17 protein-coding genes are annotated in these 20,241 nt (G+C 55.7%); 5 read left to right on the plus strand and 12 right to left on the minus strand.

Annotation, left to right across the window (positions count from 1 at the left end; genetic code table 11):
* The first annotated feature begins 12 nt into the window (after positions 1-12).
* The gene (locus tag OOZ53_RS11005) at positions 13-1,197 is read left to right on the plus strand and encodes a glycoside hydrolase family 88 protein (RefSeq protein WP_271089583.1); all 1,185 of its coding nucleotides are present in this window, start codon (positions 13-15) and stop codon (positions 1,195-1,197) included.
* A 1,140-nt stretch (positions 1,198-2,337) separates the two neighbouring features.
* On the opposite strand, the gene OOZ53_RS11010 is transcribed toward OOZ53_RS11005, so the two are convergent.
* The 6 genes from OOZ53_RS11010 to OOZ53_RS11035 form a co-directional block, all read right to left on the minus strand.
* Positions 2,338-2,589, minus strand: coding sequence for a hypothetical protein (locus OOZ53_RS11010; RefSeq protein ID WP_271089585.1), 252 nt, complete (start codon positions 2,587-2,589; stop codon positions 2,338-2,340).
* Positions 2,590-2,701: 112 nt separating this feature from the next.
* The gene (locus tag OOZ53_RS11015; RefSeq protein WP_484477144.1) at positions 2,702-3,127 is read right to left on the minus strand and encodes a beta-barrel domain-containing protein; all 426 of its coding nucleotides are present in this window, start codon (positions 3,125-3,127) and stop codon (positions 2,702-2,704) included.
* Between the two features lie 64 nt (positions 3,128-3,191).
* The gene (locus OOZ53_RS11020) at positions 3,192-4,982 is read right to left on the minus strand and encodes an NAD-dependent malic enzyme (protein ID WP_271089587.1); all 1,791 of its coding nucleotides are present in this window, start codon (positions 4,980-4,982) and stop codon (positions 3,192-3,194) included.
* 16 nt (positions 4,983-4,998) lie between these two features.
* The gene (locus OOZ53_RS11025; protein WP_271089588.1) at positions 4,999-5,565 is read right to left on the minus strand and encodes an urea transporter; all 567 of its coding nucleotides are present in this window, start codon (positions 5,563-5,565) and stop codon (positions 4,999-5,001) included.
* Positions 5,566-5,590: 25 nt separating this feature from the next.
* A complete protein-coding gene (locus OOZ53_RS11030; RefSeq protein ID WP_271089589.1) occupies positions 5,591-6,259 on the minus strand; it encodes a cysteine hydrolase family protein in 669 nt (222 codons plus the stop codon).
* Positions 6,260-6,836: 577 nt separating this feature from the next.
* Positions 6,837-7,508 carry a response regulator gene (locus OOZ53_RS11035; RefSeq protein ID WP_271089591.1) on the minus strand — a complete coding sequence of 224 codons (672 nt, stop codon included), beginning with the start codon at positions 7,506-7,508 and terminating at the stop codon, positions 6,837-6,839.
* Positions 7,509-8,116: 608 nt separating this feature from the next.
* Between OOZ53_RS11035 and OOZ53_RS11040 the strand changes: the two genes are divergently transcribed.
* A complete protein-coding gene (locus OOZ53_RS11040; RefSeq protein ID WP_271089593.1) occupies positions 8,117-9,769 on the plus strand; it encodes an acetolactate synthase large subunit in 1,653 nt (550 codons plus the stop codon).
* Positions 9,770-10,187: 418 nt separating this feature from the next.
* Here the strand turns inward: OOZ53_RS11040 and OOZ53_RS11045 are convergent, their stop codons facing one another.
* Entirely contained in the window at positions 10,188-10,538 is a 351-nt protein-coding gene (locus tag OOZ53_RS11045) for a hypothetical protein (RefSeq protein WP_271089594.1), read from the minus strand.
* On the opposite strand from OOZ53_RS11045, the gene OOZ53_RS11050 reads away from it, so the two are divergent.
* Together OOZ53_RS11050 and OOZ53_RS11055 are read left to right on the plus strand one after the other, a co-directional pair.
* Positions 10,525-11,556 (plus strand): helix-turn-helix domain-containing protein, encoded by a 1,032-nt coding sequence (locus OOZ53_RS11050; RefSeq protein WP_271089595.1) that lies wholly within the window; start codon positions 10,525-10,527, stop codon positions 11,554-11,556. The two genes, OOZ53_RS11045 and OOZ53_RS11050, sit on opposite strands and share 14 nt — an antisense overlap.
* Before the next feature lie 594 nt (positions 11,557-12,150).
* On the plus strand, positions 12,151-13,170 hold the full coding sequence (locus OOZ53_RS11055) for a helix-turn-helix domain-containing protein (RefSeq protein WP_271089596.1): 1,020 nt from the start codon (positions 12,151-12,153) through the stop codon (positions 13,168-13,170).
* Positions 13,171-13,185: 15 nt separating this feature from the next.
* Here OOZ53_RS11055 and OOZ53_RS11060 read toward each other — a convergent pair whose 3' ends face one another.
* Positions 13,186-14,775: an ATP-binding protein gene (locus tag OOZ53_RS11060; protein ID WP_271089597.1), complete on the minus strand. Its 1,590-nt coding sequence runs from the start codon at positions 14,773-14,775 to the stop codon at positions 13,186-13,188.
* Between the two features lie 310 nt (positions 14,776-15,085).
* On the opposite strand from OOZ53_RS11060, the gene OOZ53_RS11065 reads away from it, so the two are divergent.
* Positions 15,086-15,766, plus strand: coding sequence for a TetR/AcrR family transcriptional regulator (locus tag OOZ53_RS11065; protein ID WP_271089598.1), 681 nt, complete (start codon positions 15,086-15,088; stop codon positions 15,764-15,766).
* 453 nt (positions 15,767-16,219) lie between these two features.
* On the opposite strand, the gene guaA is transcribed toward OOZ53_RS11065, so the two are convergent.
* From guaA to OOZ53_RS11085, 4 genes are all read right to left on the minus strand, one after another.
* Positions 16,220-17,782 carry a glutamine-hydrolyzing GMP synthase gene (gene guaA, locus OOZ53_RS11070; protein WP_271089599.1) on the minus strand — a complete coding sequence of 521 codons (1,563 nt, stop codon included), beginning with the start codon at positions 17,780-17,782 and terminating at the stop codon, positions 16,220-16,222.
* Between the two features lie 48 nt (positions 17,783-17,830).
* The gene (locus OOZ53_RS11075) at positions 17,831-18,469 is read right to left on the minus strand and encodes a 5'-methylthioadenosine/S-adenosylhomocysteine nucleosidase (RefSeq protein WP_271089600.1); all 639 of its coding nucleotides are present in this window, start codon (positions 18,467-18,469) and stop codon (positions 17,831-17,833) included.
* Complete coding sequence (locus OOZ53_RS11080; protein ID WP_271089874.1) at positions 18,466-18,852, minus strand: PaaI family thioesterase; 387 nt, start codon at positions 18,850-18,852, stop codon at positions 18,466-18,468. The genes OOZ53_RS11075 and OOZ53_RS11080 overlap by 4 nt, the downstream gene beginning before the upstream one ends.
* A gap of 83 nt (positions 18,853-18,935) precedes the next feature.
* Positions 18,936-20,225, minus strand: a complete 1,290-nt coding sequence (locus tag OOZ53_RS11085; RefSeq protein ID WP_271089602.1) for an RsmB/NOP family class I SAM-dependent RNA methyltransferase — start codon at positions 20,223-20,225, stop codon at positions 18,936-18,938.
* Between the last annotated feature and the right edge of the window lie 16 nt (positions 20,226-20,241).

Below are 20,241 nucleotides of genomic sequence, written 5' to 3' on the forward strand. Positions count from 1 at the left end.
ACAGGGGAACAGATGCCCGATACCGTTTCGCCAAATATCAAGTCTGCGCTTGATCTGATTGCAAAGAAGACCCTGGAAGACGAAACCACCATCGGTTCCGCATTTCCGTATGTCACGCATCCGGATGGGTCGTGGGATACGATGTCAGTGAGTATTTCAGCCGGCTATACCGGTGAGGATTGGAGCCACGGAAACTGGTTTTGCGGCTTTTGGGTCGGCATGCTCCTGACGAGCTATTTGCATACCGGCGATGAAACCTATCTGAAACTGGCCAGTGATCGCATGGTCCTGGTGGAGGAACGCGCCGGCGACGGCAACACCCATGACATCGGCTTCATCTTCCTCAGTTCAGCCATGCCTTTCTACCGGATCACCGGCGATATGCGCCACCGCGAAACAGCCTTGCGCGCCGCCGACAAGCTGCGTTCAAGGCTCGTTGTAACGGAACGGGGATCATACGTGTCGTCCTGGGGACCAATGACGGATCCACGCGGTCGCGCAGCGTCCGCCATTGATACGATGGCAAACATTCCCCTGCTCTACTGGGCAGCCAAAGAAGCGGATGACGCCAGCTTCCGCCTTGCGGCCGAAGAGCATGCAAAGATGACGATGCTGTCCTTCAACCGGTCCGACAACACGCAGTTCCACGCCGTTGAGTACAATACGACAACGGGAGAGCGAAAACGCGGATATACGTTCCAGGGAGCCCATGACGACAGCTACTGGTCCAGGGGTACAGGTTGGGCGGTCATGGGGTTGGCCGTGACGGCCGCAAACTCCGGAAACGCCGCGTATCTCGATCAGGCGATTGCAATTTCGGAAAAATGGTTTGAGGCACTCGGAGATAAAGTCGTTCCGCCATACGACTTTGATGCGAGCGGAAACAGTGTGCCCGAAGACTCTGCCGCCAGCGCTATCATGGCTGCTGGCCTGTTGGATGTTGCGGCTCTTCATCCTGACCGAAACGTTGCTGACGCATGGCAGAAAAAGGCTGAATGGTTGATCGACGGGCTTTGTGAGAGCTACCTTGCAACCGATCCGTCGCATCGAGGCATATTGATGCATGGTTGCTACTCTGAACCACATAATATCGGACCCGACGCGGCGGTGATGTTCGGGGATTACTTCTTCGCTGAAGCATTGTGCCGGATAGCATTCCCTGGAAAGTTCGTCGAGCAGTACGATAGGCTGTCATAGCTAAACCACAGCCTTGTGTCTGGTCTGATCTCGATAGGCTTCCGACACACAGTCTAATTGACCGCGGAGTCACAAAACGACAACCCTCCGATTTTCTGGAAAGGCCAGCGTTCAAAACTGGGAGTTTTATCTGATCACTTTTCAACTTACTAATGGTCTGCAATCACCTAGCGGCAATATCCAATCGGCAGAGACAAACGGGCATATTTCAACGATACTTGACTTCAGAGGCTGTCTCTCCGCTTTTGCGGAGATCGATGCTGAGAAGTAGGGCGGCAGCTTTACTGGCGAAGGATGCTTAGTCTCTAAGTCTATGAGCTTGCGGCCTTATTCGGCACAAAAGTACCGTCAGCCATTTTCAAGGAAAGTTTCACGACATTTTCGCAATGAATTCAGCTGGTTCGCTCTCGAAAAATACCGTCAAGAGCGACGACACCGGTATCGTTACCGGCAGAAATCGCAGAACTCAAGGGCGTGGAAGTCCGTCAAAAGTACCGTCAGATTATCTCGCTTCACCGCAATATCCGTATATGGCGGACATTGGACGGTGATAGAAAATTATTTGACATCAATTGCTTGTGAGAACACCGGTCAACTGCCTTCAACACGGATCCATGCGAATCCCTACTCCCACTCGATGATCAATTAGGCTGATAACCGACTGATTTCACAAGGAATTTATCTGCGACAATTCGCGCATACCGTCAGAAATACCGTCAAAATCCTAAGCTGTTGAAATTGTTGTATTATATTCTTCGCGCCGCAAAGGAAATGATGCGGATAATCGCCAGTCGATGGCCTTCTCCATGTGGTCGGCGGCAACGGAATTCATCAGATCGATCGAGACAACCCTGACGGCACTCCAGCATGCAGAGCAGAACGTCATGGATTGGGTCGAACATGACACTTCCACTCGACTCCGAGGCGAAATCGGTTTTGGCCTGGCCGGCCTCCAGCACGCTGCCTGAACGCACAATTGCGGCACAGCCAAACAGGATATCGAACTTGCGCGGACTCGGTCGCCAAACGCCCAACGCTTGCCCGTCCAATACTTTGGGCGGCAGATGTTGCGATGGCAGTGTTCCCGGTGGTGATCTTAAGCCTGGTTTTTGTGCATTTTGTTCTATTGCCCGCAGACACTCAGAAATGGATCGGCACGAATAAGTTCGTGACGGTCCCCGCGAGAAGCAGCAACAGAAACGAAACCGCGACCAGAATTATTTGCACAGCAAAAGGCAAGCTCTTCATTGACATTGAATCATGCACGCCGGAGTGCCCTTGATGAGACATCTGCTCGTCAAGATGAGCCTTGCTCACCGTCCCGGACATTTCCGGGTTTGTCTCGGGAGATCGATGACCCAGGTGGGGCACATCCTTGCCGGGAAGGGTCATGCAGCCGTGCAACGGAGGTCTTTTGGTGACTGCCGGCTACGTTCGCGCAACCCGGTTTCAACGGTCGACATTGCCGGGGGCCCTTCCCCCTTGTTCCTCAATTGCCTGCGCTTCAGCTCTCGCGCATCGCATGGGCTATCTGATCGACGATCGGTTCCGTAAGAAAACTCAGAACGGTGCGGTCCTCAGTCGTTACAAATGCCTCGACCGGCATTCCGGGCACGAGTTCTTGCCCAGCCAGTTTCTGCAGCTCATCCTTCGGTATCCCCAGCCTGATCCGATAATAGCGTTGCTGTGTGTTTTCATCATGCGTCTGGTCTGCGGCAACGGTCCGGACCCGCGCCGACAGTTTTGGTGTCGTGCGATGGTCAAGGCCCGGAAACCTGATTTCAGCTAACTGCCCCACCTGCACCTGATCGATGTCGGTCGGCGTCACCCTGGCATCGACAACAAGCGTGTCGTTCCTGGGTACAAGTTGCAGCAATGTAGCGCCAGGCGGCACCACCCCGCCGACGGTATGGGCGGCGAGTTGATGCACAAAACCTGCTTGCGGGGCCCGTATCTCCAATCGCCGGAGCTCATCCTGAGCCTTCACTTTGATGTCATATGGCAGACACCGGACAGTAGACCGGCCACCACTCGCTAATGCGCACCGCCTCGATAGGGTCGTCGATGTCGGCGGTGGCGACGCCCTGTTCAATCGCCATGCGGACAACAGCGGTCGCAACGACGCTCGAGGTGGTGCGCAGCGCGCCGTTCGACGGCAGAAGCGAAGCGCCCGGCTCAGCGAGATTGGCCTCGTCCGCAACCGCGTGCGCTGCGGCAAGGATCATTTCATCGGTAATTTTTGATGCCCGGGCAACGATTGCTCCGAGTCCCAATCCAGGATACAGCGCGGCATTGTTGGCCTGGCCAATCCGGTGGGTGACACCCTTGTGCGTCACGTCTTCAAAGGGCGAGCCGGTCGCGACCAAGGCATTGCCGTCCGACCAGGTCAGCAGCTGTTTGGGCGTGGCCTCGGCAAGATGGGTCGGGTTTGAAAGCGGAAATATGATTGGTCGCTCGACGGCGGCCGCCATCGTGCGCACAATGTCCTCGGTGAACATACCGGGGGTTGTGGAAGTGCCGATGAGTATCGTCGGCTTCACCCGCTCCACAACGGTGGCGAGGTCGATAATGCCGCCGCCGTTAGCAGCCTCGGCACGCAGACCCGCCATTGCCGGCCAGCGCAAAGCGGCCTTGCGGTTTTCGTCACATGGTGTGCGGGTCCAGTCGGCAACCTCGTCATCGGGCCGGACGTAGGGACGCTGGTAGTCAAGCAGTCGGTCGGACATTGAGGTGGTCAGCAGGCCCGGCAGGTCGACGATCCAGATTCGGGCCGTCGCATCGTCGGCGGACAGGCCATGGCGAACCATCTCATCGCGCGCCTGATCGACAATGCCGCAACCTGCCGTACCGCCGCCAAGCACGACGATACGCTGATCGCGCCACGTTGTCCTGCTGAGCTCTACGGCGTTAAACAGACCGGCCATCGTGATTGCGCCAGTACCCTGCATATCGTCGTTAAACATTGGGGCAGATCCGCGATACCGATCGAGAATGCGTCGGCAATTTGTGGATCCAAAATCCTCCCAATGTAACATCGCATTGGGGAACAACTTGCGGGCGGCGGCGACATATGCGTCAATCAGGGCATCATACTCTTTATTGGAAACCCGCGCGCGGCGCGCCCCTGTGTACAGGGGGTCGTGCAATAGTTTCTCGTTGTTGGTGCCGGCGTCGAGCATCACGGGGATGACGCGGTGCGGGTCAATTCCCGCGGCGGCCGAGTACACGGCAAGCTTGCCGATGGAAATGTCCACGCCATTTGCGCCCCAGTCACCGATACCGAGGATTTCCTCCGCATCGGTCGCCACGAGCAAGTCAATGTCGTCGGCCGACGCACCAAAGTTCGCCAAGCGCTGCTCAACCGTATCGATTGCGTCTACCGAGAGAAATACGCCGCGCGGCCGGGTCCAAATCTCGGAGTAATTCTCGATCGCCTCACCAACAGTGGGATCGTAAACGACCGGCAGCATCTCAAGCAGGTGCCGCTGAATGAGTGCGAAAAAAAGTACGGAATTGTTGTCGTGCAATCTCCATGCATAAATGTGCTTATCAAGATCGGTGGGTTGTGCGCAGTAATTGCGATAGGCCCAGTCGAGCTGAGGCTCCAGGTCAGTGACAACGGCATCCGGAAGCAGACCTTCCAGACCCAGTGCTGCGCGCTCTTCCGCGACAAAGGCCAATCCCTTGTTGAGCGCCGGGTCGCGAAGCACCTCGTAACCTCGGGCCGTCGTCGAAACCTTCCGGTTAGTTCCCCGCCCTGTGACCTTTGCAAGTCCGCTATACATTGTCACCTCTATGTGTCTATCTTGATTGGAATGGAATTGACCGCTGTTCGTTCAACGACCGCCGGCCGAACCGAACGTCAATACCGACTGCCCGGTGCGAAGCAGAGGACCAGCGCATTGTCCCTCGTTGAAAACCCATCCGGATTGATGACGTACTGAATATCAGGCTCGATATAGACGGCTGGCAGCAATTGCGCCCGATAGTTGATCTCCAGGATCGTTTCGGAACCTTGGTCGTCAAGCCGATCGCTAAAGACGCCGGCAGAGAAACAGCGATCAGCGATGGATTAAGGCCCGGCAACCCAGTCTCCAAACCTGCACCTCTGTCGCCCAGCAGCATGCGAGCGCTGGGAGCAATGATTGCCGCAGCCAGCATGTAGGCCGCGGCAATCGGCGATGCAACGAGGACAGCTGCCAGGAAAAACAGACCCGTAAGCTCATTGGACTGGAAACAAAGCTGGGAGCAACCGCGCAGCACCAGGCGCCAACAGGGCAACTGGCCGGGCTCGGCCGCCGGAAAAACGAAATCAACAGACGGCTTTTCCCTACTTCGAGATCGCAAGCCAATCGGTGTTTTGGCCATGGCAGGCGCTCCCGCAAGAAATGCGTCAAAGCGATTCAAGATATTCGAGTATCTTGTGCGACATGCAGGTCCAACCCACGATGCCGCCCTGTGCGACAACGGCCTTCAGGGTTGATTCCTTGAATTCTGGGAAGAAGCTGTCTGTCCCGTCTTCGACCAGCAGGCAATCGTAGCCGCGATCGTTTGCGCAACGCATTGTTGTCTGCACACAAACCTCTGTCGTCACGCCCGTTATTATGAGGTTTGTTATGTTTCGCTTCATCAGGTAAGCGTGAAAATCGGTGCCGTAGAAGGTATCCTTGCCTGGTTTTGCAACGACCAGCTCATGCTCCAATGGCATGCACTGCGGAATGAAATCCGACCCTTCCTCGCCATCGATCAATATACGCCCCATTGGTCCGGGATCGCCAATCTTTATTTTGGGATTGCCACGGTTGCGTTTCGCGGTGGGCAGGTCCGAGAGGTCCGGCCTGTGACACTCCTTGGTGTGGATAACGGGTAGCCCCGCCTTGCGGAATGCATCCTGAAGTCTGGCGATGACCGGGATGCATGGCTGTATGTTGCCGAGGTTGTTGCCCAATGACTCCGCGAACCCTCCCGGCAGGCAAAAATCGCGCTGCATATCGATGCAAACCAGGGCGATGTGATCGATATCGAATTCGTAGGCGAAAGGTACCGCATCTATGGTGACCATCGAGTTTGCTTCCTGTATCTAACAATCTATAGTTGTTTTTCTGGCGATTAACTCTGGAGCGTTCAATCCCATCTGCCCCAGATTCCTTCTGTGGTTCAGCGAACTCCGAACCAAATCAACCTCAGCTTTAGGATAACACAAAATACTTGGTAAGAATTTGAATTATATGCAAATAATGGAATGTGCGTATCGTTTTAATATAACATATGTCTCACAGCCGATTTTTCGCCAGACGCACCTCCGACTTGAGGACCTCGGTTAATGCTGTCCAACGAATTCGAATCGATGCAGTGTTGGCAACTTGAATACACTTTAAAAGTGCATACAAAGCCTGTGAAATGCCGACATGTCGATGTAACCGTCCGACCTGCTTCGGGCTACGCGATACCAAAAAATGGCGAGGTTCTTATAGGCGTACGGCTTGTTTTCAGTTTCGTTCGTCGGCTCGGCGTTCAAGTACTTCCGATCAACGCTGTGCACGGTCGCTTCGTCAAACGGGGAGCCGTTGTCCGGATACCTGCACCGGCAACGGTGTTCTCATCGTCAGATCAGGGGCGACCGAGACAGGCACGTTTGCTCAGAACACATACCCGACGCCATATATTGAACGGATAATATCGTCGTCGGCTCCGGCAGCTCTCAATTTGGAACGGATGTTCTTGATGTGGCTGTCGATTGTCCGGTCAAAAACATCGCTGTCCTCGGGAAACGCAAGCTCAATCAGTTGTGCACGTGAAAACACGCGTCCCGGCTGGCTCCAAAGAACATTCAGGAGTTGGAATTCACGGCGCGTCAAATCCAGTTTCCGGCTTTGAAATACTGCCGTCCACCGTTCTTTATCCAATCGAAGTCCGGATGAATTCGAACCGGGATCGTCTTGCCTTGTTCGCCTGAGAATTGCCTTGGCGCGGGCGACGACTTCCCTTGGCGACCACGGCTTGCAGATGTAGTCGTCGGCGCCAAGTTCCAGTCCGAACAGGCGATCCAATTCTTCCACTCGCGCACTTTCCAGAATAATTGGCACTTCGCTTTCTGCACGCAACGCCCTGCAAACCGCCAACCCGTCTTTTCCGGGCAAATTAATGTCAAGAATAACAAGGTCCGGCTTGGCCTCGAGTATCTTCTCAACGGCTCCGGCCCCGGTATGAAGAACGCTCGTTTTGGCACCTTCCCGAATAAAATAGCTGCTCAGCACAAACGCCAGCGGCGGCTCATCCTCCACAATGAAAATATGACGGTTGCTGAGCACTGAAACGAGGCCCCCTGGGGCATGGTTTGACTGGAAATATCGCCTATGCCGAAGTCAAGTGAGCAGTAAGCCGGCTTTCGTCAAACCAGGCGAGCGATCAGGTGTCCGTGTAACGGTTGAACCACCTGATATGCAATGCGATTGTCCCATCTGCATTGTGCAGATATCCAGACGCTTCTCAAGGCCGTCAAGTTCGCGCCGTGTATCCCGCCTGTCTCAAGCCGCAAACTACACATCGAGTTCGAAAAACGCCTTCTACAAGCAGCGAGACAGGGCCGAAAATACTTCTAATCTGTTCAAGGACTGGCGTCCGACCGCCATATAATATGGCCTATCTCCTCATTACAGCCAGACGCTGGCGACATTCATTATCTGCCGGTGCAAACAATCGCCCCTCAGGCCGGTAGGGTGATACAAATCACATGTTTTTTTGAGACAATGCTACATTGACGAAAAAGCGAATAACTTAAATAATACAAAGTAATACAAGAATTTTTCCCAGCATTTATAAGACATTGGCAAGATTTGGGCGATTATGAGAGCAATCCGCCAGTCGTGACCTTTTGGTCGAAATTCAGAACCCTCAACCTTACTGATATGGAACGGCAATGACATCCAAGCTGGTAGCTGAAATCCTTGTGGACTGTCTTGAGAATGAGGGCGTTGAGTTTGTTTTCGGCATTCCCGGAGAAGAAAACATTCGACTGGTCGACGCCTTGAACGGATCCCCCATCCGCTTCGTTCTTGCAAGGTCCGAGCAGGGCGCGTCATTTATGGCGGACATGTACGGCCGCGTGACCGGGCGTCCCGGTGTGTGTACGGCGACACTCGGGCCCGGCGCCATCAACCTCCTGCTCGGTGTGGCCGACGCACAAATGGACAGCACTCCACTCGTTGCCATTACGGCACAGGTTGGTCTCAACAGGATATACAAGGAGACGCATCAATTCGTCGATCTTCTCGGCATGTTCAAGCCGGTGTCGAAATGGGCCGATATGGTCCATACACCTTCAGCTGTTCCCGAGATGGTGCGCGCCGCGTTCAAGGCCGCCCAGGCAGAGCGCCCCGGTGCCGCTTATCTGGCAGTGCCCGAGGACGTCGAAGCAATGCACGCGCCGCGGGACATTCAGCCACTTGCCATAAACTCCGTGCGTCCCGACGCACCGTCTCCGAGCCAGGTCGAACGTGCTGCGGCAGTGCTCGACGCCGCCGAACGGCCAATCTTGCTCGTCGGCCATGGCGCGGCACGCGCCGGCGCGCAAGATGCGCTCGTCCGCTTCTCCGAAAGGCTCGGCATACCCGCCGCGACCACTTTTCACGGTAAGGGCGTCATGCCTGACGACCATGAAAACGCGCTCGGCGCGATCGGCTTCATGGTGCACGATTATACCAATTTCGGCTTCGATCGCGCAGATCTGATCATAAGCGTCGGTTACGAACTCCAGGAGTTTCCGCCCTCGCGGATCAATCCCGACGCGGACAAGCCGATCCTGCACATCCATCGTTTTCCCGCCGAGGTGGACGCCAATTACGGGCTCTCCGTCGGCGTTGAGGGCGACATTTCAAAAAGCCTCGATGCGCTGCGTGCCGCCTCGTCTAAGACATTTGCCGTTGACCCTACAAACTCATCCATCCGCAAGCTGGTTCAAAATGAGTTGGACAACGGACGCGCTGACGATTCGTTTCCCGTCAAGCCACAGAGGATCGTGGCCGATATCCGAGAGGCGATGGGGCGGAGCGACGTCGTGCTTGCAGATACCGGTGCGATCAAGATGTGGATGGCGCGGCTCTATCCGACATATGAGCCGAACACGTGCCTGATCTCGAATGGTCTGGCGACGATGGCCTTTGCACTTCCGGGCGCAATAGGCGTGAAGCTCGCCGATCCGCGGCGCAAGGTATTGGCGGTTATGGGTGACGGGAGCTTCCTGATGAACTCCCAGGAAATAGAGACTGCGATCCGCGAGAAAACGCCGATCGTGATTCTCATCTGGCTCGACGGAAGCTATGGCCTGATCAAGTGGAAGATGGACCTGGAGATTCAAAGACACTCGCACGTCGATTTCAACAACCCCGATTTTGTCGCATACGCGGAAAGCTTCGGGGCGAAGGGATACCAGGTGAGTGCTGCGCACGAGCTCTTGCCGACACTCCGCAAGGCTTTGGAAGACGACAGCGTCTCAGTCATCGTCTGCCCGGTGGACTACTCCGAGAACGACAAGCTGACCGGCCGGCTCGGAACGCTCACCCAGCCAATCTGAGCTTTTCGGTACGCCTCCTGCGCCTCGTAACGGCGAATGCGCCATGGCGCTGGCTGCGTTGGCGGCCAACCTAATTCAGGTGTCGGCCCCCTCCCCGGACCGCGACAGATGATCATGCTGCCATTAGACAGCCACTGGCAATCGTCCCCATATCGGAGATCGCCAATGGTCGACATTCTGTAAGACGCATGGTGATCTGAAATTCCTGTCGGGTGACCGCGATACGATTGACGAGAAGCATAACATCAGGCTCAGACAGCCTTGATCGCAACCTTCCTTGGGGAAACAAGCTCATGGCACTTTTCGGGAATGATACCAGCAGGGAAGCCGACGACTGAGGCCTACAGCTGAGACAAATCTACGACCCAAGTCGAGACAAAAGTCCATAGACAAAACAGCATTCTCGTAAAGAATGAGACTATGTCTGGCGATTGGTGTGACACCAAAGCTCAGCCTCTCTCGGACGATCGCACGTGAAATGCTGATCGTCAGACAATTCCCGACCCGCCATTGCTTCGTTGTGCGAGGCGGTGCGCAGGCAAGGCGAATACGAAAGCCAAGCAAGGAGAGACGTTACCCGTGCGGCCGGCATGCCTTTCAGCATTTCTCCTCGCGAAACGAAACTGCGCGCCTGCAAAACCGCTCGGCACAGCAAAGTGGAAAGGCAGATCTGCTGATAGGAGAAAAGTGGATCGCCGGCGATACCGGGTAGGTTTGAATATGAAATCATACCTTTGCCGAAAGATACATTCAAAATGACGACTGACAATTGCACGGTTCCGTCAATTCAGCTCGATGCGACTGTGGTTGGCGCGAAGCATTGTTACGATGCCTGGAGAGAATCCGTGCGCGCAGTTTATGACGTCGAGCCGGCCGCTGATGTCAAAAGCACCACCGAAAGCATCAAAGCCTGGCTTCTGAAGGAATTGATATTCTCAGATGTCAGCTTTTCGCCACAACAGTTCAGACACTGCAGGCGGCTGGCAAAAGACTCCAATTATATCTCGCTGCAGATCTATAAAAGCGGTCGCTGTCTTGGCACTGCCGGAGACCAGACTTGGCAAGTTGCTCCCGGTGATGTTCACATTTTTGATTTTTCGCGAGAATTTTCTTCCGTGGCATCCAAGTCCACGGTCATTGGCTGTCTGATACCTCATGAATTTGTCGGGTACGATCCGGCCAGACACCCAGCGCACATAATGTTCTCCGGCAGTACGCCCGTCGGGCAGTTTCTCGCCAGTACTATGTTCGCACTCCTGAGCCAATTGCCGCGGGTCGGAATCAGCGAAGCTGACGATCTATCAAACGGTTTTTGCAGTCTGTTACAGGGCCTGATCGAACCGCAACTGCCACCGAAGGAAAAGGAGCGGAATGCCGGCGAAGAGCGCCGAAATGACATGCGTTCGTATCTCGACAGGAATCTTTCCGATCCGAACCTGAACGTCAATCACTTATGCAGAGTTTTTAATATCTCCAGACCGTCCGTATACCGGTATTTTGCGGAACATGGCGGCGTCGCGCAATATATCGTGCAACGCAGGCTGAAGCGCGCGTATTTCCAACTTGCTTCCGTTCCGGAGTTCCACGGACGCGTCAAAGAGGTCGCGCATGGATTGGGCTTCAACGACGCAGCTCATTTCAGCAGATTGTTCCGTCGCAAATTTGGCGTAACCCCGAAACAAGCTGCAAATCTCAGCAGCGCAGGGAGACTGAGCCGCGACCGGAACCAGCTCCGCGAACAATCGATCAATTTCAGTCAATTGAGTGAATGGATCCAAAGTATCTAGGAAAAGCCGGTGAAGTGGGAGATCACGCGCCTCTTCGAAGTTTACGGAACTTGATACCCAAAAGTACAGTTACCGCGGGCCGTTGATATGCTTGACCAATATCGGATGTTAACCGATAGGCTCTGAACCCTTGGATACGGCGCATCCCTTATCAGCAAATGGCCAAGGGCTGGAAAGTCACCGACCTCGACCAACTTCGATTGAGCGCGATGGGTTTGCCCCGACAAAGACTCAAGATCCGCATCCTGTCAAACAGCGAATCATTATGTGCCGAATCGTCCGGAAACCCTCAATTAAAGTCGGGTAGAGGCAAAGATATGCCAGATTCGTTCAGTTCTGGATTGCCGGACTCAGCGAATTTCGATGTTGCCGTTCTTAGAAGCTCATCATAATTGTTATTTTAAATCAAAATATTATGGCCAGGGCGGCGATAACAATCATCGTTCGGCCCTCTACTCTGACGTGTCAAATCCATACTCGCTGCATATTTGCGTTCCATTTTGAGGACCATACGAGGTTGGCTGCGAAACTGTTGTAAAAAAAACGATTTTTCGCAGCCTGATGGTTCATGATTTTCGACGATTGGGGGCGGACATGTCGGCGAACAGGCTCGTAACAGACCTGGAAGAACATCAATCAGATGTTGGAAAAAAACATTGCTCAAGCAGCCTTTGGAAAGCGCTTCATGCTGTCTACAATGCCCATACAAGCGAAGATGAAACCGTAAGGTCGTCCATCCTAAAAGTTCGGACGCTGGACAATCTGATCTTTCTGGATCTCAGACTTTCCGGTCAGTCTCTCAGGCATGAGAGCAAACACGCCAAAGACGCAGACTTTCTGATCTTGCAGATATTCAAAAGCGGGCGTGCAACGGGGGTTCTAGGCGATCAGTCCTGGGAGATCAATTCTGGTGAAATTCATATTCTCGATTTTTCGAGAGAGCTATATTCGACCGCAACGCACGCTGAAATGGTGAGTGTCATAATTCCACACGACGCTATCGGATACAATCCGGACAAGCACCCTCCTCACATTCACTTGTCGGGGAAACCGTCCATCGCACAGTTTATCCTGAGTACCGTACTTTCGCTCGTCATGCAGCTTTCGGATGTCAGCGCCAAGGATGAAAGGAGCTTCTCGCAGGGTTTTTGCAATCTCATCCGCTGCGCGCTCCTGACTGAATCGGCAACTTTGTCGGTTAACCAAAATTATCGCAAAGAACGGCGTCAGCGCATGCAAACCTATATCAGCCAGCACCTTTCAGACCCCGAGTTGGACGCAGAGCACCTTTGCAAAACCTTTCATGTTTCCAGGCCAACCATATACAGGGACTTTGCCGAAGCGGGGGGCGTCGCCAAATTCATTACCCAGCGGCGCCTTGAAAGGGCCTATTATCGGCTTACTTCGTCCGGCTCTTCGCCCATTCGTGTAAGCAATGTGGCATTCGAACTGGGCTTTATGGACCCTGGTTATTTCAGCAGGATCTTTCGCCGAAGGTTCGGCATCAGCCCTAAAGAAGCGGCAAGCTCGAACTCCGACTTTCGGCAAAACAGTGTGACTTTCGAAGAACTTTGCGAGCATAAAGAACATTTGCGGCGTTCCGGGACAAGTTAAACTTCGTAGCAGGATTTACCGCCTTGAGAACAGCCGGGTGTGGCGGTCTGACTTGAATGGGTTCCGCCGTCGGAGGTCTCGCGTACCGGTGGCGGTCAACGTCACTTGTATAGCTTGGTCCCTTGGCACCGACGAGGGCATTGCTCGCTTCATTTTGATTGGAATACGCACGGTGACGCCAAGACCGCCCAACCCGGAAATCTCCGCCGTAATCGCGCCGCCGTGGTCTTTTACTATTGCCTGACAAACAGCCAGTCCGAGGCCGACACTTCCCAAGGCATGGGAATGGGTTTCTTCGACACGGTAAAACCTGTCAAAAAGACGCTTCAAATTGTCCTTGGGCGGTGAAGGCGCACTGTCGGCAACGGTGAGAACAATTTCATGGTCAGATCGGGTCAGCCGAATTTGAACAGTGCCCGGTGCTTCGGTGTAACGCCTGGAGTTTTCAAGAAGGTTACCGATCATTTGCCGAATTCGCATCGGATCGACATCGCCGATAACACCGGATTGAATGGAGACGTCCAGCGTAAGCCCGGCGTCCTCCATCACCGACCGGGTCATTTTGGTTGTTTCGCCAACAATCCTGGAGATATCCTGGTTTTCAATTTTTTGAACCAGTTTTTCTTCCCTTGCATAAGATAATAAACTCAACGCCTCAACGAGTTCGGATACGCGCATTACTGCGCAGTGGAGCGTGGCGTAGGTGCCTTGGCCCGCCAGACGCACACCGTCTTGCAAGGCCTCAATTTCAGCCCGTAGAATGGACAAGGGGGTTTTCAGTTCGTGGGACGTGTCCGAAATCCATTGTTTTTCGGCTTTTGCTGCCCGCTCCAGGTTGCGGGCAAGCAGGTTGAAGTCTTTGATAAGCTCTCCAACTTCATCAGTGCGCGCAGAGCGAAGCTGTATGCCATAGTCGCCATTTGCCAACCGTCTTGTACTTCCGGCAAGCATCTGCAAAGGAGCAATCAGCTGTTTCGAAAGAAACGTAGCAAAGAGGGTCGATGCTATAAGAGCGAACAAGGATGCCCAACCCAACGTTCTGAACTGACCGCACAAATAGATTGAATCGGCTAGAGTTCGACCCTCATTAGGAGATCGTACGCCAAAATAACCGACAACAGCTTCGCCTGCTTCACCCCTGTTAACAATGATGGGCTCAATCAATGCGCCTTCGACCAGGCCGGGTGCTCCACCCACTAGGTTGCGATCCGCATCGAGCAGAAAAGTTCTGGGACCAATTCCCAGTGGGTCATCGGTGGCCGGTTGAACCGGTCCGTCACCGATTTTTACGTCCGATGGCATCCCGCCTACCGGAGCGGAGGCAGTCAGCCGATCCGGCCTGAAGGGATCAAGCTCCATTCTGACATATTCCAGGAATCCAATGGGGGTGCCGTCAAATTGAGGCCAGCCGCCCGCCTCTTCGTCATAGTCTTCTGTCAGGGCAGTTTTGACCGGCCGCAACCGATCCATATCGGCAGCCAAAATATAATGGGTCAAGCCTTCGCGAAATGAAATCCCGACCATACCGGCCATGATGACTATGACCAGCATTGCGGTGACTGCAATCGCCAGGCAGAGCTTCCCTCTCATGCTAAGATGAAACAAGTTAATTTCCCGCCCCCGTCAGTCAGACCTTTGATTTTGAAGCCGTCTCGATGTCAATCGATCGATGCCCGGGACACATTTGAGGCTGTCATTCGGGCTAGAACATTCGGCTATTGGAAGCCGTTTGCCGGGGTTTTCTCATACTTGACGACAAGTACAGGCTGACATTGGAACTGCGGTTCCTCTTGCAGGCGGATACAAGGATTCACGGCAAACGCGATCACCTTCCTAATTCGAGAATGATCATTCCTGTTTATATGTTGTGGTTGTCGCATTGGTCAAGTACCCCTCAAGGAAGAAGGAGCCGTCGTTGAACAAAACCCGAGAAGGAAACACCGGTCGTATCGCTCAGAGGAGAATGGCTCTGAAGCGTCGCCTTATGGCCAGAGGCTTGGAATACTTTGCGAAAAAAGGCGTTGACGGGACCGGCATGAGCGAGCTTCTAGCCGCGGCCGAAACATCGCCCGGAGCATTCTACAAGCTTTTTGACAGCAAGGAGGCCTTTGTCCGCGCGCTGATCGAAGAAACCATAAACCCCATTGGAAACGTAATTGACGAAGCGGGCAAAGAAGCCGACGAATCCATACAGGCGATTGCCCTGGGCCTCAGAATTACACTTGAGATCGCCCGACGATATCCTGACTGGGGTCGGTTTGTGTCTCAGACGGCCTTGGTCGGCTTCGAGAGCCAAACAGGTTTTGCTCCTCGCGTCGCGCGCGACGTAAGCAAGGCGAAGTCGACAGGCGAAATTGACGACGCCGACGATCTTTTACTGAACGCCATTGCCCTGGGGGCTTTCCTGTCAGGCGTCGCAGCGGCCGGGTATGGCCTTCTTAATCCCGACATGATTTCCGGTCTGACGGAACGCGCGCTTGTGGCAATGGGAGCAGATCGTGAACGCGCCCATAGAGCAGTTAAACCTGAGATCGATGCCTATGTTGACGCGGCAATTGCAAAAGGGCGCACTCAAGGTATTTTTGAGGTGCAATAACCAGTCGTGGCAATCAAAAATTTCCTCAATTCACTATCGCCTCGATAACTAATCTTCTTCCACTTCAGCGCGGAGCCCTTGGTATTGGCCTCATCCGGCCTGGTCTTGTCGTGTCGTTGGAGACGTTCCACGATCCTTTACCTTCAGACAGGCGGCATCCTTCTGCATAATATACCGTCAGCCCACTGCAAGGCCGTTTTCACGACATTTTCCCAATGAATTCAGTTGTTTCGCTCTCGAAAAATACCGTCAAGGGCGCCGATATCGGTGACAGTACCGGCAAGAATCACCGAAATGAAGGGCGCAGAAGACCGTCAAATATACCGTCAATAATTTTTGCTTCACCGTCATATCCGCGCATGGCGGAACTTGGATGACAATAGAATATATTTTGATATCAATAGTTTGTGGGAAAACCGGTCGACCGCCATCAACACGGATCCACCGCAATCCCTACTCCCACTCAATCGTGCCGGGAGGTTTGGAGGTGACGTCGTAGACGACGCGGTTGATGCCGCGGACTTCGTTGATGATGCGGGTGGCGGCGCGGCCGAGGAATTCCATGTCGTAATGGTAGAAATCGGCTGTCATGCCGTCGACAGAGGTCACGGCGCGCAAGGCGCAGACATATTCATAGGTGCGCCCGTCGCCCATCACTCCGACGGTCTGGACCGGCAACAGCACGGCAAAGGCCTGCCAGATCGTATCGTAGAGGCCGGCATTGCGGATCTCTTCGAGATAGATGGCGTCGGCCTCGCGCAGGATGTCGAGCTTGTCGCGGGTCACACCCCCCGGGCAGCGGATGGCAAGGCCGGGTCCGGGAAACGGGTGCCGGCCGATGAAGCTTTCGGGCAGGCCGAGCTCGCGGCCGAGCGCCCGCACCTCGTCCTTGAAGAGTTCGCGCAGCGGCTCGACGAGTTGCATGTTCATGCGTTCCGGAAGGCCGCCGACATTGTGGTGCGACTTGATCGTCACCGATGGTCCGCCGGTAAAGGAGACGCTCTCGATCACATCCGGATAAAGCGTTCCCTGGGCGAGGAAATCGGCACCGCCGAGCTTCTTCGCCTCCGCCTCGAAAACATCGATGAACAGCCTGCCGATGGTCTTGCGCTTGGTCTCGGGATCGGCCTCGCCCTCCAGCGCATCGATGAAGGTGTCGGATGCATCGACGAGGGTGAGCGGGATGTTGTAGTGCTCGCGGAACATGGCCATCACGTCGGCGGCCTCATTCTTGCGCATCAACCCGTGGTCGACGAGGATGCAATTGAGCTGATCGCCGACGGCCTCGTGGATCAACAGCGCTGCAACGGAGGAATCGACGCCGCCGGAAAGCGCGCAGATGACTTTCTTGTCGCCCACCTGCTCGCGGATGGCGGCAACAGCCTGCTCGCGATAGGCGGCCATCGACCAGTCCCCTTCCAGCCCGGCGATCTTGTGGACAAAATTGCCCAGCAGCTTGGCGCCGTCGGGCGTATGAATGACTTCCGGATGGAACATCATGCCGTAGGTCTTGCGCTCGACATTGCCGAAGACGGCATAGGGCGCACCCTCGGAGCGGCCGAGAATTTCGAAACCGGGTGGCAGATCGATAACGCGATCGCCGTGGCTCATCCAGACCTGGTGGCGCTGGCCTTGCGTCCACACATCCTCGAAAAGCGGGCAATCCCTGAGCACCTCGACATAGGCGCGGCCGAATTCGCGGTGATCGGAGGATTCGGCCTTGCCGCCCATCTGCACGCACATGGTCATCTGGCCATAGCAGATGCCGAGGATCGGGACACCGGCTTCGAAAATCGCCTGCGGGGCGCGGGGCGAGCCGATGTCGCCGGTCGATGCCGGGCCGCCGGAAAGGATGACCGCTTTCGGCCGTATGCGTTCGAAACCGGCTTGCGCGGACTGGAACGGAACGATCTCGCAATAGACGCCGGCCTCGCGCACGCGCCGCGCGATGAGCTGGGTGACCTGCGAGCCGAAATCGATGATGAGGACGGAATCGGGATGGGACGGGCTGTTCATGGCAAGGCTTTAGTGATTCGTTGGCGCGAGCGCAAGGCTGCGACCGGATCAGACCTTGATGCGCCCTTTTTCGATGGCATTTTCAACCCGGTCGACCGCTTCGGCCAGCTTCTCGTCGATGATATGCAGATATTGCGTCCAGTCATCGACGTGCTTCAGGTCTTCCTTGCCGTCCGAAATACCGCGCAGGCCAATCATCGGGATATCGAAGTGGTGACAGGCCCTCAGCTTGGCGAAGGTCTCCATATCCACCATATGCGCGTCGATGCCCCGATAGGCGTCGCCCGAAACGATATTGGCGCCCGTCGAAAGGGAGGCTGACGGAACGTCCGGAACCGCAATCGGCATCTCCACGGTCACAGGCAGATCCAGAAACGGCGTCTGGCCCTTTTCGAAACCAAGGGCACTGGCATCCATGTCGCGATAGGAAACGGAAGAGACCTGATAGATGCCGGTCTGTTCCAGCTCGGCAGAACCGGCTGACCCCAGCGACACCACCAGATCCGGGCATGCCCCCGTCGCCTCCAGCTTTTCCAGCGCCGAGGTCAGTTTGACGGCCGCTTCCACCGGGCCAACGCCGGTGATCAGTGGCGAGAAGCGCTTCTTCAGCTCCGGTCCGTATTCCTGTTCGGCGGCCATGACGTAAAGCAGCCGACGGCCGGCGACGATTTTCGTAAGATCCTTCATCCCTCGATCCCTTCGCGGCCGGTGACGGCCATCATGGTTCCGGTCATGGTCGCCACAAGCTTTTCCGTGCCGTCTTCGCGCAGCGCGAAGGCCTTTCCGTCCGCAACGGTGATGGTGCTGCCGGGCTTGGTGACCTCGGCCCGGAAGATGAAGCGCTCGCCCCTTGCCGGCGAAAGCAGGTTGATCTTGAATTCGATGGTCAGCACGGCGGCGTCGGCCGGCATCAGCGAAAAGGCGGCATAGCCGCAGGCCGAATCCAGCGCTGTCGAAATGATGCCCGCATGCATGAAACCGTGCTGCTGGGTAAATTCGGGAAGGAACGGCATTTCCATCTCGACCCGGCCCGGACCGACGCTCACAAGCTTCATGCCGAGCGTTTCCATCGCCTTCTGGCGCTCGAAACTGCGTTTTGAACGAGCCTCGAAATCAGGGTTCTTCGGTTGAAAGTCAGGCAATGCAGCCTCCCCTACTGGCGCTTCTGCAACACGGAAAAGAAAAAGCCGTCCGTTTTTGTGGCGGCCGGTGTCAGCGTGACCGTCTTCATGTCCGCCGACCAGGGCTGCAGAGGGTTCTCGCCGAAAAGGTCCTGCCAGACCTCGCCGGCCGAAACCGGCTCGAAAGCGCCATTATCCTCGCAAAAGCCGTAGACCTGCGCTTCGTTCTCCTGCGGCAGGACCGAACAGGTGATGTAGATCAGGAAGCCGCCCGGCCGCACGAAAGGCGCGGCCGAGGCAAGCACTTCCTGCTGCTGATCGAGCCGTTCCTCGAGGTTCTTCTGGGTCAGTTTCCATTTGGTGTCCGGCCGGCGGCGCCATGTGCCCGTTCCCGTGCACGGGGCGTCGATGATGACCCGGTCCATGCGGCCGGCCAGCCCGCCGAGGTCCGAGCCTGCGTCATGGACCTGAACGTTGCGTGTCCCGGCGCGCTTGAGCCGCTCGAAGATCGGCGCAAGTCTTGCCTTGTCGATGTCATAGGCGTGAATCTGACCGCTGTTTTCCATTGCCGCCGAAAGCGCCAGCGTCTTGCCGCCACCGCCCGCGCAGTAATCGAGCACCTGTTCGCCACCTCGCGCAAAAATCAGGTCGGAGACGATCTGGCTGCCCTCGTCCTGCACCTCGAACCAGCCTTTCTGATAGGCCGGTTCGGCAGTCACGTTGGGCAGGCGGGCCGGCCCCTCACCCGGGGCAATGCGCAGGCCGTTTCGCGCCAGGTCGGTGCGGACCGCGCCGCTGCGCGTCAACGCCTTCAGGACCTTGTCCACCGACGATTTCAGCGTGTTGACCCGCAGATCGAGCGGCGGCCGTTCGCTCAGCGCCTGCGCTTCTGCAACCCACTCGTCGTCGAAATTCTCCTCGAAGGCGAAGCGGACCCATTCGGGAATGTCGGCCTGAACATGCGGCGGCGCCTTCTTCAGGTCACGGCCGGTGAAGGCTTTTGCGGATTTCTCGGACAATGGCTCGGGCGCGAAGCGATCGCCCGCCAGCAGCTCGCGCAACTTGTCGGGGTCGATGTTCCACTGGCGATGGATCACCGCATGGACCAGCGCCGACGGACTGTCATCGTCCATCAGCCAGGCATGCGAGAGCTTCTTACGCAGCGCGTCATAGACAAGATTGCCGATGGCCGCCCGGTCGCCGGAGCCGGCAAAGCGATGCGACAGGCCCCAATCCTTCAGCGCGTCGGACACGGGCCGTTTTCGCTGTTCGATATCGCCAAGTACCTCGATGGCCGCCGCCATCCGACCGCCAAGCCGCATATTCGCGTTCCTGTCT

The sequence above is a fragment of the Allohoeflea poritis genome (assembly GCF_027889715.1).
Lineage (GTDB): Bacteria > Pseudomonadota > Alphaproteobacteria > Rhizobiales > Rhizobiaceae > Hoeflea_A > Hoeflea_A poritis.

What these genes read in the sequence shown, in the direction of transcription:
- OOZ53_RS11005 (WP_271089583.1), top strand. Translation starts at nt 13, where the DNA reads ATGCCCGATACCGTTTCGCCAAATATCAAGTCTGCGCTTGATCTGATT.
- OOZ53_RS11010 (WP_271089585.1), bottom strand. Translation starts at nt 2,589, where the DNA reads ATGACCCTTCCCGGCAAGGATGTGCCCCACCTGGGTCATCGATCTCCC.
- OOZ53_RS11020 (WP_271089587.1), bottom strand. Translation starts at nt 4,982, where the DNA reads ATGTATAGCGGACTTGCAAAGGTCACAGGGCGGGGAACTAACCGGAAG.
- OOZ53_RS11025 (WP_271089588.1), bottom strand. Translation starts at nt 5,565, where the DNA reads ATGGCCAAAACACCGATTGGCTTGCGATCTCGAAGTAGGGAAAAGCCG.
- OOZ53_RS11030 (WP_271089589.1), bottom strand. Translation starts at nt 6,259, where the DNA reads ATGGTCACCATAGATGCGGTACCTTTCGCCTACGAATTCGATATCGAT.
- OOZ53_RS11040 (WP_271089593.1), top strand. Translation starts at nt 8,117, where the DNA reads ATGACATCCAAGCTGGTAGCTGAAATCCTTGTGGACTGTCTTGAGAAT.
- OOZ53_RS11050 (WP_271089595.1), top strand. Translation starts at nt 10,525, where the DNA reads ATGACGACTGACAATTGCACGGTTCCGTCAATTCAGCTCGATGCGACT.
- OOZ53_RS11055 (WP_271089596.1), top strand. Translation starts at nt 12,151, where the DNA reads ATGTCGGCGAACAGGCTCGTAACAGACCTGGAAGAACATCAATCAGAT.
- guaA (WP_271089599.1), bottom strand. Translation starts at nt 17,782, where the DNA reads ATGAACAGCCCGTCCCATCCCGATTCCGTCCTCATCATCGATTTCGGC.
- OOZ53_RS11075 (WP_271089600.1), bottom strand. Translation starts at nt 18,469, where the DNA reads ATGAAGGATCTTACGAAAATCGTCGCCGGCCGTCGGCTGCTTTACGTC.
- OOZ53_RS11080 (WP_271089874.1), bottom strand. Translation starts at nt 18,852, where the DNA reads ATGGAAACGCTCGGCATGAAGCTTGTGAGCGTCGGTCCGGGCCGGGTC.
- OOZ53_RS11085 (WP_271089602.1), bottom strand. Translation starts at nt 20,225, where the DNA reads ATGCGGCTTGGCGGTCGGATGGCGGCGGCCATCGAGGTACTTGGCGAT.